Annotated in this window: 12 protein-coding genes; all 12 read right to left on the reverse strand. The window is 67.5% G+C overall.

From position 1 onward, the window contains the following. Window positions 1-1931 (reverse strand): type VI secretion system Vgr family protein (locus L880_RS32650; RefSeq protein WP_051443381.1); only part of this gene is annotated, 1931 nt, incomplete at its 3' end. A gap of 576 nt (window positions 1932-2507) precedes the next feature. Next, window positions 2508-3665 (reverse strand): alpha-hydroxy acid oxidase, encoded by a 1158-nt coding sequence (locus L880_RS0116985; protein ID WP_027476695.1) that lies wholly within the window; start codon window positions 3663-3665, stop codon window positions 2508-2510. A 97-nt stretch (window positions 3666-3762) separates the two neighbouring features. After that, window positions 3763-4521, reverse strand: coding sequence for a hypothetical protein (locus L880_RS0116990; protein ID WP_027476696.1), 759 nt, complete (start codon window positions 4519-4521; stop codon window positions 3763-3765). Window positions 4522-4738: 217 nt separating this feature from the next. After that, window positions 4739-5176 carry a type VII toxin-antitoxin system HepT family RNase toxin gene (gene hepT / locus L880_RS0116995; protein ID WP_027476697.1) on the reverse strand — a complete coding sequence of 146 codons (438 nt, stop codon included), beginning with the start codon at window positions 5174-5176 and terminating at the stop codon, window positions 4739-4741. Continuing rightward, window positions 5166-5582 (reverse strand): type VII toxin-antitoxin system MntA family adenylyltransferase antitoxin, encoded by a 417-nt coding sequence (mntA, locus tag L880_RS0117000; protein WP_027476698.1) that lies wholly within the window; start codon window positions 5580-5582, stop codon window positions 5166-5168. Before mntA ends, hepT begins: the two co-directional genes overlap by 11 nt. 86 nt (window positions 5583-5668) lie before the next feature. After that, on the reverse strand, window positions 5669-7711 hold the full coding sequence (paaZ, locus tag L880_RS0117005; RefSeq protein ID WP_027476699.1) for a phenylacetic acid degradation bifunctional protein PaaZ: 2043 nt from the start codon (window positions 7709-7711) through the stop codon (window positions 5669-5671). Between the two features lie 39 nt (window positions 7712-7750). Beyond that, window positions 7751-8482: an ABC transporter ATP-binding protein gene (locus tag L880_RS0117010; RefSeq protein WP_043329808.1), complete on the reverse strand. Its 732-nt coding sequence runs from the start codon at window positions 8480-8482 to the stop codon at window positions 7751-7753. A gap of 11 nt (window positions 8483-8493) precedes the next feature. Beyond that, the gene (locus L880_RS32655; RefSeq protein WP_051443382.1) at window positions 8494-10317 is read right to left on the reverse strand and encodes a branched-chain amino acid ABC transporter ATP-binding protein/permease; all 1824 of its coding nucleotides are present in this window, start codon (window positions 10315-10317) and stop codon (window positions 8494-8496) included. After that, a complete protein-coding gene (locus L880_RS0117020; protein WP_019575050.1) occupies window positions 10314-11342 on the reverse strand; it encodes a branched-chain amino acid ABC transporter permease in 1029 nt (342 codons plus the stop codon). The genes L880_RS32655 and L880_RS0117020 overlap by 4 nt, the downstream gene beginning before the upstream one ends. Before the next feature lie 104 nt (window positions 11343-11446). Then, complete coding sequence (locus tag L880_RS0117025) at window positions 11447-12592, reverse strand: ABC transporter substrate-binding protein (RefSeq protein WP_027476701.1); 1146 nt, start codon at window positions 12590-12592, stop codon at window positions 11447-11449. A gap of 70 nt (window positions 12593-12662) precedes the next feature. Further along, on the reverse strand, window positions 12663-13280 hold the full coding sequence (locus L880_RS0117030) for a TetR/AcrR family transcriptional regulator (RefSeq protein WP_027476702.1): 618 nt from the start codon (window positions 13278-13280) through the stop codon (window positions 12663-12665). A gap of 26 nt (window positions 13281-13306) precedes the next feature. Next, entirely contained in the window at window positions 13307-14389 is a 1083-nt protein-coding gene (gene paaE, locus L880_RS0117035; protein WP_027476703.1) for a 1,2-phenylacetyl-CoA epoxidase subunit PaaE, read from the reverse strand. Window positions 14390-14431: the final 42 nt, after the last annotated feature.

The raw sequence follows: 14431 nt of genomic DNA on the forward strand, positions 1-14431 counted from the left end.
GTGGTGTTCATCAAGCCGCCCACCGTGGTCTGGTAGGCGCCGCCAATGCTCAGCGCCTTGCCCAACCCGATGGTCTCGGCCTTGGCCAAGGTCACCGTCTCGGTCTTCACCCCGCCCACCGTCACGCTGCGGTTGCCCCCGATCTGGATGGTCTCGTTGCGGCCCACGTCTTCGCTGCGGTTGTCTCCGATGCTGATGTGCTCGTCATGGTCCACCCGCTCGCTGCGGTTGTTGTGCACCGTGATGCGCTCGTCGTGCCCCACCGTCTCGGTGCGGTCGTTGCGGATGTGGCTGGTTTCGTCGTGGTCTATGGTCTTGCGCCGGTCGTGGCCCACCCATTTGTCTTCGTCGTGCTCCACCTCGCTCAACTGGTCTTTCTGGGCGTGCAGCCACAGCTGCTCTTGACCCTTCTTGTCTTCAAAGCGCAGCGCGTTGGCGTCCCCCACCCCGTTCTTGAGGCCCGCCCCCGGCGTGCCCCCGGGCGTGGAGCGGCTCAGCAGCCCGCTCATGCTGGCGTTGCCCGGCAGCGCCCAGGGCGGCATGTTCAGCGCGTTGTAGACCCGCCCGGTGATGATGGGGCGGTCGGGGTCGCCGTTTTCGAAGTCGACGATCACCTCTTGCCCGATGCGCGGCGTGGCGATACCCCCAAAGTTGCTGCCTGCCCAGGGCTGCGAGACGCGGATCCAGCAGCTGCTGTGTTCGTCGCGCTGGCCGTAGCGGTCCCAGTGGAACTGCACCTTGACCTGGCCATACTCGTTGGTGTGGATCTCTTGCCCGGGCGGGCCGGTGACGATGGCGGTCTGGGGGCCGGTGGTGAGGGGTTTGGGCTGGGTTTGAGGGCTGCGGAACACGTGCTTGGCCGGCTGCAGTTCAAAGCTGCAGTGGCAGCTGTAGCCCTCTTGCCCTGAGGCGTGGGCGCTTTCCTGGATCTGCAGCGTGGTGCTGAGCACCAGCCAGCGCTGGTTGGCCTTGTCCTGGGGGTGTTTCTGAAGGGTGAAGGTGCGCCCGCACTCGATGCCGCGCAGCTTGCCCGAGCCCTGGGCCCGGTTGCCGGGTGCGCCGGCCTCTTGCATGCGGGTGAGGCTGAGGTTGCGCCCTTCGTCGGGGTCGGCGTAGTCGCCCGGCCAGCGGTACAGCTCTTGCCCGGGGTGGCCGGTGTTGCGCGGCAGGGCGCTGCTTTGCTGCAGCCGCGCCCGCGGGCGGGTGAAGTCGAAGTCGTCGCTCACCCAGCGCCCGCTTTGCAGGCCTTCCTGGGTGCTGAACTGATGGCAGTACTCTTCGGTGAGCTTGGCGCCGTGCCCATAGTAGGCCACGGTGGCGTACGCGCCTTGGCAGGGCGGGTGGGCGCCCGCATCGTCGACCAGAATGAGACGGTGTTTGCCGCCCTCGTGCTGCCAGTGGTAGTACAGCCCCCACTCTTGCCACAACCGGCTCAGAAAGCCCAGGTCGGTCTCGCCGTACTGCACCTGAAACACCCGCCTCGGGTAGCTGTGGGACACGCGCAGCTCCATCGGGTAGGGGTAGTCGGCCAGCACCTGCTGGGTGATGCCGATGACGTCCAGGTCCTGAAAGATGCGGTGGTCGCTGGTGCGCGCGGCCAGGGCCAGCCAGGGCTGCAGGGTCACCTCGTAGAGGCTGCGCCGGTTCTCCGAGCGCAGGTAGCGGGCGCGGGTGACCAGGCCGTTGATCTCGCGCTGGCCGCCCCCGTCCAGCTCAATGCGCACGCCCGCCTCGCGGCCCACCATCTGCTTGTAGGGCAGGTTGGCCGTGACGTGCTCGCTCAGGTCGGGGCTGTCGGGGCTTTGCAGCACGACGCTGTACTCGAACAGCTCGCCCAGCGCTTCGCGCCCGCTCAGGTTATGCACTTCGAAGGCCGGGCTGCCCTTGAGTTCAAGGGCCACGGCAGACCAGTAGGTGACGGTGCGGGGCACGGTGACGATCCTCCCTGAAGGCGCTGTTGAATCCAGCGCCGCACTCTAGGAAGGCTTGGCTGCCCAGGCTGTCAGGCTTGGTGAGGCTGTGAAAGCAATGCCGCTGAGGTGTTGCCAGACGTCACCCAATGCCAGTCATCGCGGCACAGGATGACCAGGGGGGCCATTTCGGGGATGGAATGCGGCCCAGTCGATCCGCCAACCGATACGACTTGATTGACCAAAGGTAGAGACAGCGGCGAGCCGCTGACCCAGCGCCGTTCGGGCACGAACCTGCCCCAGGTCAGGCTGGGCTTTGGCCGTGCGCCCGAGAGACTTCTCTCTTTCAACCAGAGAGGTGTGACGAAGCGTCCGATGACAGGCAAGCTGTTGAGCATCGGCTTGCCTGGTGTTGTTGTTCAAGCGCCTTGGCTCGCGGCTCAGCGTGAACTCCTCGTGCGAGAAAAAGGTGCGCACTTTGACGGGCTGATCTGGAAGGGGTGGGCTCGGCACACCCTCGCGCTGATCAACCCCAGGCGACAAGCCCACAATCTTTGACCTCGACGGCCTGCCAATCGGCCCAGCTCGAAGGGGGGGTCAGTAAGTCCCCGGCAGCAGGATGCCCTTGTCCACGGTGTCGATCTTCGTGTGGCCGCAGAAAGCCATGGTCACGTCCAGTTCCTTGTGGATGATCTGCAGGGCGCGGGTCACGCCGGCTTCGCCATAGGCGCCCAGGCCGTACAGAAAGCTGCGTCCGATGAGGGTGCCGCGTGCGCCCAGGGCACGGGCCTTGAGCACGTCTTGCCCGCTGCGGATGCCGCCGTCCATCCACACCTCGATGTCCTTGCCCACGGCCTCGGCGATCGCGGGCAAAGCCTTGATGGACGAGGGTGCGCCGTCCAGCTGGCGGCCCCCGTGGTTGGACACCACCAGCGCATCGGCGCCGCTGTTGGCGGCCAGGCGGGCGTCTTCGGCATCCATGATGCCTTTCAGAATCAGCTTGCCGCCCCAGCGCTTCTTGATCCACTCCACGTCGCCCCAGTTCAGGCAAGGGTCGAACTGCTCGGCCGTCCACGACGACAGCGAAGACAGATCCCCCACGCCCTTGGCATGGCCCACGATGTTGCCGAAGGAGCGGCGTGGCGTGCCCAGCATGCCCAGGCACCAGCGCGGCTTGGTGGCCAGGTTGATCAGGTTGCGGATCGTGGGCTTGGGCGGTGCCGACAGGCCGTTCTTGATGTCCTTGTGCCGCTGGCCCAGGATCTGCAGGTCGAGCGTGAGCTGCAGGGCCGAGCAGTTGGCGGCCTTGGCGCGGTCGATCAGGCGCTCGATGAAATCGCGGTCTTTCATCACGTACAGCTGGAACCAGAACGGGTGGCCCTGGGTGTGTTGGGCGATGTCCTCGATCGAGCAGATGCTCATGGTCGACAGCGTGAACGGGATGCCGAAGGCCTTGGCCGCCCGCGCGCCAAGGATCTCCCCATCGGCATGCTGCATGCCGGTCAGGCCGGTGGGGGCGATGGCCACGGGCATGGCCACGTCCTGACCGATCATGGTGCTGCGGGTGCTGCGCCCATCCATGTTCACCGCCACGCGCTGGCGCAGCTTGATGCCCTGGAAATCGCTCTCGTTGGCCCGGTAGGTGCCTTCGGTCCAGGCGCCCGAATCGGCATAGTCGTAGAACATGCGCGGCACCCGCCGCTGGGCCACACGGCGCAAATCTTCGATGCAGGTGATTTTGGACAGATCGGTCACGAGGCGTTCTCCTTGGGATGCGAAATGGTAGCGATTTGCCCCGGCCGCGCACGTGAAGATTTTTGATCCGCGCCTCAATTTCTCTCAAGCGGCTCGCTCAGGCCGGCGTCTGCTCCGTCGGGCGGCAACGTGCCTGCAATTCCGCCCAAGACAGCTGCTGCTCGCCCCGGGCATCTCGCACCCCGATGCGCACCGGCCCCTGCAATTGGCACAGGTCCTGCGCCAGGCGGGACAGCTCGGCCAGCGCCAGCGCACCCGCCGGGCTGTCCAGGGTCACGCCCAAAGGCCAGGGCGCAGCAGCCAGCGCCAGCGTGTGCAGCCATTGCGCTGCCTCTGCCGGCGCCGGCAAGGCCGCGGGACGGATCACCAGGCCCAGCGAGCGCCCCGCCTGGGCATCGGCAGGGCATGGAGCGCCGCTGGCCAGTGCCAGTGCCCAGGCCCCTGTTGGGCCAGCATCGCCCAGGCCCAGGGTCGACAAGACCGAGTGCAGCCGCTGCCCCGTGGCCTGCAGGCCCTCTGGCCAAACCGCACTGCCGCGCGCAGCACCGGCGCACCAGCGCTGCAGCAGTTGGGCCGGCTGCAGGCAGGCCTGCACCTGAGGCGCCTCCACCCAGTCGGCATGGCGCTGGGCCGGCCCCAGGCCCTGCAACTCGATCGGCACCGCCCCGGCCGGCCTGGGCCCCTGGCGCACCAGCCCCCAGGGCCGGGCCTGCAGGGCCGCCGCCAGCCAGCCCGGCCCGCTGCGCGCCAGCCTGGCGCAAGCGGCAGGCGCCAGCTGCAGCAGATCGTGGCAGCGCGGCGGCCACAGGTGGTGATGAGGGCCCCAGACTGAAGAGGGGCTGGGTGGGGTCAACATGGGCGATCTCCGCATCTGGCCGTCATTGGCCAATGCGATGCTGACGCGCCACCAGCGAAGGAGATGAGCGAAGCGAAATCAGATGTTCGCGGCAGACCAGGCGACCAAGCGGGCGGTCGCCACGGGCAATCGGCGCCAGCACTGCCAGGGCAGGCCCTGAGCCGATATTCAAGCGGGTGCCTTCAATCCCAAGAACCTGACAACCTGCATGCAGGTCTTACAAGTTTTTTCGGGGTGTCTGGCCGCTGTCGTGCTGCAGGAGTCGCTGGGTATAAGCCAGGAAGTCGCCCAGATGGTGCTCGATGATGTTGAGCGTGATCGGCAGCTGCAGGGCTTGATAGTCATGAACCGCGATGTTCCTGAAGCCCACCATGCGCTTCATCACATCGGCCTGCGCCGGCTCAATCCAGCCCGCCTGGGCCAACAAGCCAAACACATCGCGGGCACTCTGAGGCAGGCCCAGACGCTCGCGTCGAAGCAGGTATTGCCCCATGTCCAGGCAAGCCTCACAAGCGCGTTGAAGGTTGAGGATGGCCGCATCCTGACGCGTGAAATCGGCCCCGAACGTGGCGGGGCCCTTGTCGTACTCCTGCCGGACTCGCGCCACACAGCGCTCGACAGTGGAGGCCTTGTTCATCAATACGTCATCGGCCATGCACCCTCCCCTCGCGCAGAATGTCCTGCACATACCCGGCACGCGCCACATCAAGATCCAGCTTGTCGCTCAAGACGGCGGCCTCCCAGGCGCCCACCAGGGGGTCAGCGACCCACAGGCGCTGGCCCTGTGTCAGGATCTGGTACTGCAAGACCGTCGAAGCAGCACGCATGTCGAGCAGATCGACATCGCAACCCACGCATTCGGCCACCTCGCTGGCCAGATGCCACAAGGCCACCCCATCGGCATAGCCGGCCACCAGAACCGCCAGATCAAGGTCACTGTCCGGTCGGGCTTGGCCTGAGATGCGGCTGCCAAAAGCGTAGACAGACAGCAGCTTGGGCAAACGAGCCCGCAGCAAGGGCACGACCTGGGCAGAAAGTTGGGCGTTGAGTTCGGCCGACATGGATGAAACAGTGGCAAGACCCGCGCCAAGCGGGCGCAGGAACCCTGCCATGCTAATTCAAATGCCCGCCGCGCCCCCCTCCCCACTCAAGCGCGCTTGGCCACCAGGGTCAGGATGTCGTAGCTGGCCACCAGCTCGTCGTGCTGGTTGGTGACCTCCACGTCCCAGGCCACCACGCCCTGGCCGACGCCATTGGCGTCTTTCTTCTGGCGGTCGATCTTGCGCTTGGCGGTCAGGCGGGCGCGGATGGTGTCGCCGATGCCCACCGGCTTGACGAAGCGCAGGGTGTCCAGCCCATAGTTGGCCAGCACCGGGCCCGGGGCTGGCGAGACAAACAGGCCGGCCGCAGCCGACAGCACGAAGTAGCCGTGCGCGATGCGCTTGCCGAAGGGGCTGTCCTTGGCGGCGATCTCGTCGAAGTGCATGTAGAAGTAGTCGCCCGACAGGCCGCCAAAGGCCACGATGTCGGCCTCGCCCACGGTGCGCCGGTGCGTGAGCAGCGACTCGCCGATCTGCAGGTCTTCGAAGTGGCGGCGGAAGGGGTGCACCTCGGTTTCGATGCGGCGGGCGCCGCGCACGTACTCGCCGGTGACCGCCGCCAGCATGCTGGGCGAGCCCTGCACCGCGGCGCGCTGCAGGTAGTGCTTGACGGCGCGGATGCCGCCCAGCTCTTCACCGCCGCCGGCACGGCCGGGGCCGCCGTGCTTGAGCATGGGCAGGGGCGAGCCGTGGCCGGTGCTCTCGGCCGCGGCCTCGCGGTCCAGCACCAGCAGGCGGCCGTGGTGGGCTGCGGCCACCGGGATCACCCGGGCGGCCGTGGCCGGGTCTTTGGTGACCAGCGAGCCCACCAGGCTGCCCTTGCCTCGGGCGGCCAGTTGCAGGGCCTCGTCCAGGCCGTCGTAAGGCATCAGGGTGCTGACCGGGCCGAAGGCCTCCACATCGTGCACGGCATCGTGGCTCAGGGGCTGGCGGCTCAGCAGCAGCGTGGGCTGGAAGAACGCGCCCTGGGCCGTGCCCTCGCCCAGCGGGGCGAAGTCGGCCGCGCCGCCGCCATAGACCAGCTCGGCCCCCTGGCGCAGCAGGGCCACACGCTCGGCCACATCGGCCTGTTGTGCCTGGGAGGCCAGGGCGCCCATGCGCACGGCCTCCAGCGCCGGGTCGCCGACCACGGTCTTGGCCAGGCGCGCCTTCAGGCGCTCGGCCACCGCATCCAGGTGCTGGCGCGGCACGATGGCGCGGCGGATCGCCGTGCATTTCTGCCCCGCCTTGACCGTCATCTCGCGGGCCACCTCTTTGATGAAGAGGTCGAACTCTTCGTCGTCAGGCGTCACATCGGGCGCCAGGATGCAGCAGTTCAGCGAGTCGGCCTCAGCATTGAAGGGGATGCTGTGGCGCACCAGGTTGGCATTCACCCGCAGCCGGGCCGCCGTGTCGGCCGAGCCGGTGAAGGTGACGAAATCGGGGCCCTCCAGGCGGTCCAGCAGGTCGCCCGTGCCCCCGATCACCAGTTGCAGCGCGCCCGGCGGCAGGATGCCCGACTGGTCGATCAGGCGCACCGCCGCCTCGGTGAGGTAGCTGGTGGCGGTGGCTGGCTTGCCGATGCAGGGCATGCCGGCCAGGAAGCTGGGCGCAAACTTCTCCAGCAGCCCCCAGATGGGGAAGTTGAAGGCGTTGATGTGCACCGCCACGCCGCCGCGCGGCACCAGGATGTGGGTGCCGGCAAAGCTGCCCTTCTTGCCCAGCGGCAGGGCCGGGCCTTCGTGGATCAGGTTGCCGCTGGGCAACTCGCCGCTGCCCATCGAGGCGTAGGCAAACAGGGTGCCGGTGCCGCCTTCAATATCGACCCAGCTGTCGGCCCGGGTGGCCCCGGTGTGGGCCGAGATGGCGTAGAGCGATTCCTTGTGCTCGTTGAGGTACTTGGCCAGCGCCTTCAGGCGCGCGGCGCGCTCCTGAAAGTCGAGCGCCATCAGGGCCGGCAGGCCGGTGCGGCGGGCAAAGTGCAGCGCCTCACCAAAATCCAGCGCCTCGGCATGGGTGTGGGCCACGGTGGCGCCGTTGACGGCGCTGTGCAGGGCTTGCGCCGCCTGCTGGCCGATCCAGCGGCCGCCGATGAAGCTTTGAAGGGTCATGATGGAGAACTCCCGATAAGTGAAAGGCTCAGCCCAGGCTCAGTGCTTGCCGCCCAGGCCCAGGTAGGTGTCGATGATCCGGCGGTCGTGCAGCAGGTCGGCAGCAGCGCCGCTCAGGGCCACGGCGCCCATTTCAAGCACGTAGGCGCGGTCGGCCACCTGCAGCGCGGCACGGGCGTTCTGCTCGACCAGCAGCACCGACACGCCCAGATCGCGCAACGACGACACCACCTGCAGCACCTCGCGCACGATCAGCGGCGCCAGGCCCAGCGAGGGCTCGTCGAGCATCAGCAGGCGCGGGCGCGCCATCAGGGCGCGGCCGATGGCCAGCATCTGGCGCTCGCCGCCCGACAGCGTGGCCGACAGTTGGGCGCGCCGCTCTTTCAGGCGCGGGAAGATGGCAAACACCTCTTCCATGCGCTGCTTCTGGTCTTTCAGGCCCTTGCGCCAACGCGAGAAGCCGCCCAGCAACAGGTTGTCCTCGACCGACATTTCACCGAACAGCTCGCGCTTTTCGGGCACCAGGGCCACACCCCGCGCCACCATGGCTTCGACGCTGAGCCGATCGATGCGCTCGCCCGCCAGCGTCAGCACGCCTTGCGAGGGCAGCAGGCCCATGGCCGCCGACAGCAGCGTGGTCTTGCCCGCCCCGTTGGGGCCGATGACGGTGACGATCTCGCCCTCGCCCACCGTCAGGTGGACCTGGTGCACGGCCTCGACCTGCCCATACGAGACGCTGAACTGCTGCAGATCAAGCAGCGTGGGTTTCACGGTCGCGCTGCTCACAGGCCACCTCCATTGAGTTCGCCGCCGAGGTAGGCCTCAAGCACGCGGGGGTTGGCCTGCACTTCGGCGGGGGTGCCTTCGGCGATCACCTCGCCGAACTCCAACACCGTGATGCGGTCGGCCAGGTTCATCACGAATTCCATGTCGTGCTCGACCACCAGGATGCCCAGGCCTTCGGAGCGCAGCTGGTCCAGCAAGGTGGCCAGGGCCTGCTTCTCCAGGTGGCGCAGGCCGGCGGCCGGCTCGTCCAGCAGCAGGGCGGCCGGTTGCCCGGCCAGGGCGCGGGCGATCTCGACCACGCGCTGCTGGCCCAGGGCCAGCGAGGCGGCCGGGCGATCGATGTACTCGGCCAGGCCGCAGCGCTCGATCTGGCGCCGGGCCTCGGCCAGGATGGCGGCCTCTTCGGCACGGTCCAGGCGCAGCATGCTGGCGATCCAGCCCTTGCGGCCACGGCGGTGCGCGCCCAGGGCCACGTTCTCGAGCACGCTGCGCTGCCCCAGCAGGCGCACATGCTGGAAGGTGCGGCCCAGGCCCAGCGCGGCAAACTCACGCGAAGGCCGGCCCTGCATGGGCTGCTCCATCAGGCGCACCTCGCCCGAGGTGGGGGTGTCCACGCCCGAGATCATGTTGAAGAAGGTGCTCTTGCCGGCGCCGTTGGGGCCGATCAGGGCATGCACCTCATGCGCCTTCAGGCTCATGTTGACCTGGTTGTTGGCCAGCAGGCCGCCAAAGCGGCGGCTCACCTGACGGGCATCCAGCAGCACCTGGCCGGCCGGCGGCAGCACGCGCTGCTGCAGCGTGACGGCCGCGGCAGCCCCGGCGCGGCGCACCTCGGGCTTGAGCCAGCGCCCCGAGGCGGCCTGCAGGCGGGGCCACAGGCCGTCGGCAAAGCGCTGCAGCACAAACAGCATCAGCAGGCCGAAGACGATCACCTCGAAATTGCCGCTGGCGCCCAGCAGCTTGGGCAGCCAATCCTGCAGTTGCTCCTTGAGCAGGGTGATCAGGGCCGCGCCCAGCACCGCGCCCCACAGGTGGCCGGCACCGCCGACCACGGCCATGAACAGGTACTCGATGCCGATGTTGATGTTGAAGGGCGTGGGGTTCACAAAGCGCTGCAGGTGGGCATACAGCCAACCCGAGATCGCCGCCAGCAAGGCCGCCAGCACAAACAGCTTGATGCGGTAGTGCGCCGTGTCCACGCCCATCGACTCGGCCATCACCCGACCGCCCTTGAGCGCCCGGATGGCCCGGCCTTCGCGCGAGTCCAGCAGGTTGTGCAAGGCCCACAGGCAAAACAGCAGCACGGCCCAGATCAACGGCCCCAGGTACAGCGGCGAGGCCAGCGAGAAGCCCCCCACCGTCAGCGGCGGCAGGCCGGACATGCCGGTGAAGCCCCCCAGCACATCGAGGTTGCCGAACACGTAATACAGGCTCAGGCCCCAGGCAATCGTGCCCAGGGGCAAGTAGTGCCCGGACAGGCGCAGCGTGACCGCGCCCAGAAAGCGGGCCACGGCATAGGTGGCCAGCAGGCCCAGCACCAGGCCGACCAAGGGCAGCAAGGCGGGCGGGAAGCCGGCCGGCAGCCAGGCGGCGGCCAGGGGCGAGGTGCACACCCAGGCCGTGGCGTAGGCGCCCAGGCCCACGAAGGCGGCCTGGCCGAAGGAAGTCATGCCGCCCACGCCGGTCAGCATCACCAGGCCGGCGGCCACCAGGGCATACAGGCCGATGTAGCTCATCACGGTGAGCGTGAATTCAGGCAGGAAACCCCAGGCCAGCGCCAGTGCGGCGATGCAGGCCCAGGTCAGTTGACGCGCGCTCATTCTTCGTCCTCCACATGGCGGCTGTTCAGTGAGCGCCACCACAGCACGGGAATGATCAGGGTGAACACCAGCACCTCCTTGAAGGCACTGGCCCAGAACGATGAAAACGCCTCCAGTTGGCCCACCATCACGGCACCGGCCAGGGCCAGCGGGTAGCTGCCCAGGCCGCCCACGATGGCGGCGACAAAGCCTTTCAGGCCGATCAGGAAGCCGGTGTCGTAATACACCGTGGTCAGAGGGGCGATCAGCAGGCCCGACACGGCGCCGATCAGGCCGGCCAGGGCAAAGCTGAGGTCGCCCGAGAGCTCGGTCGGGATGCCCATCAGACGGGCCCCGACCCGGTTCATGGCGGTGGCGCGCAGCGCCTTGCCGATGATGGAGCGCTCAAAGAACACGAACATGGCCACCACCAGCACCGCAGCCATGGCCACCACCACCAGCGACTGGCCGGTGACGGGAATGCCGCCCAGGTCGAAACGCGCCTCCGAGAAGGCCGGTGTGCGGTAACCCTCGGCACCGAAGAACAGCAGGCCCAGGCCGACCAGCACCCCGTGCAGAGCCACCGAGACGATCAACAGGATCAGCACCGTGGCGTGCGCCAGCGGGCGGTAGGCCAGGCGGTACAGCAAGGGGCCCAGGGGCACGATCAGGGCCAGCGTGGCCACCGACTGCAGCAGCAGCGACTGCGGCTTGACCAGCAGCACCAGGGCCGCGGCCAGGGCCGGCAGGGCCAGCGTCCAGACCGCTGTGGCGGCCCACTCGACCGGCTGGCCGCGCTGGTGGCGCCAGGCCTCGACCACCAGGGTGGCCACGGCGAGCGCGATCAGCAGCCACAGCGTGGCCGGCACCTTGCCGGCCTGCATCATGGCCATCGACAGGGCGCCGAAAGCCACGAACTCGCCTTGCGGGATGAAGATCACCCGCGTGACCGAAAACACCAGCACCAGGGCCAGCGCAATCAGTCCGTACACCGCGCCATTGACGACGCCGTCCTGCCCCAGGATCAGGGCGATCTGAAGATCCATGTTGAAAATCCCGTTCAGGCCGACCCGAGGTCAGCGACAAAAAGGCAGGCTGGCGCCCCAGGGGTCATCCCCCCGGGGTGCAAAACAGCCTGCTCAGGCTGGGTTCAGGGCTGGAATTTCCAGGCGCCGTTCTCGATCTTGACCATCACGCGGCCGCGCTGGTCCAGGCCCAGGTGGTCGGCGGCCGAGGTGTTGAACACCCCGTGGGCACCGGCCACTTCCTTGACTTTCTCGAGTTCGTCGCGCAGTGCCGCACGGAAGGCGGGCGTGCCGGGCTGGCCCTTCTTGAGGGCGCCGGGCACGGCGGCATTGAGCACCAGGCCGGCATCCCAGGCGTGGCCGCCGAAGGTCGACACGTTGGCCTGGCCGTAGGCGCCGGCGTAGGCGCTCACATAGGCCAGGGCCGACTTGCGCACCGGGTGGTCGGCGGGCAGCTGATCAGCCACCAGCACCGGGCCGGCGGGCAGGAAGGTGCCTTCCACATCCTTGCCGCCCACGCGCAGGAAATCGGCATTGGCCACACCGTGGGTCTGGTAGAACTTGCCGGTGAAGCCGCGCTCCTTGAGCGTCTTCTGCGGCAGGGCGGCCGGGGTGCCCGAGCCGGCGATCAGCACCGCGTCGGGCTTGGCGGCCATGATCTTCAGCGCCTGACCGGTCACCGAGGTGTCGGTGCGCGAGAAGCGCTCGTTGCTGATGATCTGCAGCTTCTTGAGCTCGGCCGCCTTGACGAACTCCTTGTACCAGCCTTCGCCATAGGCATCCGAGAAGCCGATGAAGGCCACGGTCTTCACCCCATGGTTGGCCATGTGCTCGGCCACGGCCAGCGACATCATGATGTCGTTCTGCGGGGTCTTGAAGACCCAGCGCTTCTTGGCGTCCTGCGGCTCGATCAGCGCGGCCGAGGCGGCCAGGGTGATCATCGGGGTCTGGGCTTCAGACACAGCGTCGATCATGGCCAGCGAGTTGGGCGTGGTGCTGGAGCCGATCACGACGTCGACCTTGCTCTCGGCGATCAGCTTCTTGGTGTTGCTGACGGCCGCGGTGGTGTCGGAGGCGTCGTCGAGCACGATGTAATTGACCTTCTGGCCCCCCATGGTCTTGGGCAGCAGGGCCATGGTGTTTTTCTCGGGGATGCCCAGCGAGGCGGCCGGCCCGGTGGCCGACACGGTGACGCCCACATTGATGTCGGCATGGGCCAGCAGGCTGGCCAGCAAGGCGGTGGCCAGGGCCACGGGTTTGAGCAGTTTCACGGTTTGTCTCCTTCAGTTTCTAGGGGCGCATTTGCCCCGCTTGATCGGTCAGTTTCAGACCAGCGATGGGTTAGTCCGACGGATGGGCCTTTGGTGGCTTGACAGCAGTCAATCCACCCATGAACAGATCCGCCACGATCGGAGCCATGGCATCGTAGTCGAGTTCCCCTTCGGGCTTCATCCAGGTAAACATCCAGTTGATCATGCCGAACAAGAGCATGGTCAGAGGCTTGCTGAGTTCGGCCTGCAGCGACTCGCCACGCACCTCGGCCACTGCCCGCGCAAAGCCGCTGACCACGTCGCGTTCGTGGTCCAGAACGCGCTCGCGATCGGCCTCGTCGAGGAACTTCACGTCTTCGGTCAGCACGCGGTGGGCGTCCTGGGCATCGGCGTATTCCTCGACGATGCGGCGGATCAGTTCGCGCAGGCGCTGCTCGGGCGGCAGGGCCTCGGCCTCCACCTCGACCACCAAGGCCTGCAGGCGCGACACATGGCCTTCGGCGATGCTGACCAGCAGGCTGTATTTGTCTTTGTAGTAGTGGTAGAGCGTGGCCTTGGACAGGCCACAGGCCTCGGCCACCTGATTCATCGAGGTCGAGGGGTAGCCCCGCCGCGCAAACAGGTGCGCGGCCTGCTCCAGAATCATCTCGCGCTGGTCGTTGTAACCAGCTGCCCGTCCTCGGCCCATCGGTGTGTCCTTGTGTCTAGTTCAGTTCAACGTTCGTCGAATGATAGGACGACCCGCGGGGTCAGCGGATGGGCCTGGCAGGACAGCACGAAGCCGGCCTCGACCTCGGCCTTGTCGAGGGCGAAATTGCGTTCCATGCGCACTTCGCCTTCGAGCACCTTGCAGCGGCAGGTGCCGCACACGCCCGAGGTGCAGGAGAACGGCACTTCCAGCCCGGCCGCCGACGCCGCATCGAGGATGCTGGGCTGGTCCTTGCTGAAGCCGATCTCGCGGTGCAGGCCGTCGCGCACGATGACCACGCGGGCGGTCTCGGCATCACCGGGCTGGGCCTGGTGCAACACGGCCCCGGCGGCCGGGCCTGCCGTGGCCACGCCAAAGCGTTCGATGTGGATGCGCTCTTCGGGCACGCCGGCGGCCTTCAGGGCCAGCTCGGCCTCGTCATTCATCTGGAAGGGGCCGCACACATAGACGTGGTCGATGCCGGCCGGGTCGAGCACCTTGCCCAGGAAGGTGCCGAGCTTGCCGCTGTCCAGGCGACCGGCGTACAGGGGCGCATCGACATGCTCCTGGGTGAACACATGGTGCAGCGACAGGCGCGCCATGTAGCGGTTCTTCAGGTCCTCGATCTCTTCCTTGAACATGGTCGAGGCCGGGGTGCGGTTGCTGTAGATCAGGGTGAACTGGCTGTGCGGCTCGCGGGCCAGCACGGTCTTCATGATGGACAGGATGGGCGTGATGCCGCTGCCGCCGGCAATGCCCACATGGTGGCGGCGCGAGGCGGGCTCGATGGGCACGAAGAAACGGCCTTGCGGGGCCATCACCTGCACGGTGTCGCCCGCCTTCAGGTGCTGGTGGATCCAGGTCGAGAATGCGCCGCCGTTGACGCGGCGCACCGCCACGCGCAGCTCACCGTCGTCCACGCCGGCGCAGATCGAGTACGAGCGGCGCAGGTCCTTGCCGTCAATGGTGCTGCGCAGGGTCAGGTACTGGCCCTGGGTGAAGCCGAAGGCCTCGCGCAGGCTGTCGGGCACAGAGAAGGAAACGATCAGGGACTCGGGCGTGTCCGCCTCGATGGCCTTGACCGGCAGGGGATGGAACATGACGCTCATGGCGGTCTCGCTTGAATCTGGTTGTTGTAGGAAGAGTCGATG

The organism is Curvibacter gracilis ATCC BAA-807, from assembly GCF_000518645.1.
Taxonomy (GTDB): domain Bacteria; phylum Pseudomonadota; class Gammaproteobacteria; order Burkholderiales; family Burkholderiaceae_C; genus Curvibacter; species Curvibacter gracilis.

Coding starts and splice junctions, on each gene's coding strand:
- L880_RS0116990 (WP_027476696.1), bottom strand. CDS start 4,521: ATGTTGACCCCACCCAGCCCCTCTTCAGTCTGGGGCCCTCATCACCAC.
- hepT (WP_027476697.1), bottom strand. CDS start 5,176: ATGGCCGATGACGTATTGATGAACAAGGCCTCCACTGTCGAGCGCTGT.
- mntA (WP_027476698.1), bottom strand. CDS start 5,582: ATGTCGGCCGAACTCAACGCCCAACTTTCTGCCCAGGTCGTGCCCTTG.
- paaZ (WP_027476699.1), bottom strand. CDS start 7,711: ATGACCCTTCAAAGCTTCATCGGCGGCCGCTGGATCGGCCAGCAGGCG.
- L880_RS32655 (WP_051443382.1), bottom strand. CDS start 10,317: ATGAGCGCGCGTCAACTGACCTGGGCCTGCATCGCCGCACTGGCGCTG.
- L880_RS0117020 (WP_019575050.1), bottom strand. CDS start 11,342: ATGGATCTTCAGATCGCCCTGATCCTGGGGCAGGACGGCGTCGTCAAT.
- L880_RS0117030 (WP_027476702.1), bottom strand. CDS start 13,280: ATGGGCCGAGGACGGGCAGCTGGTTACAACGACCAGCGCGAGATGATT.
- paaE (WP_027476703.1), bottom strand. CDS start 14,389: ATGAGCGTCATGTTCCATCCCCTGCCGGTCAAGGCCATCGAGGCGGAC.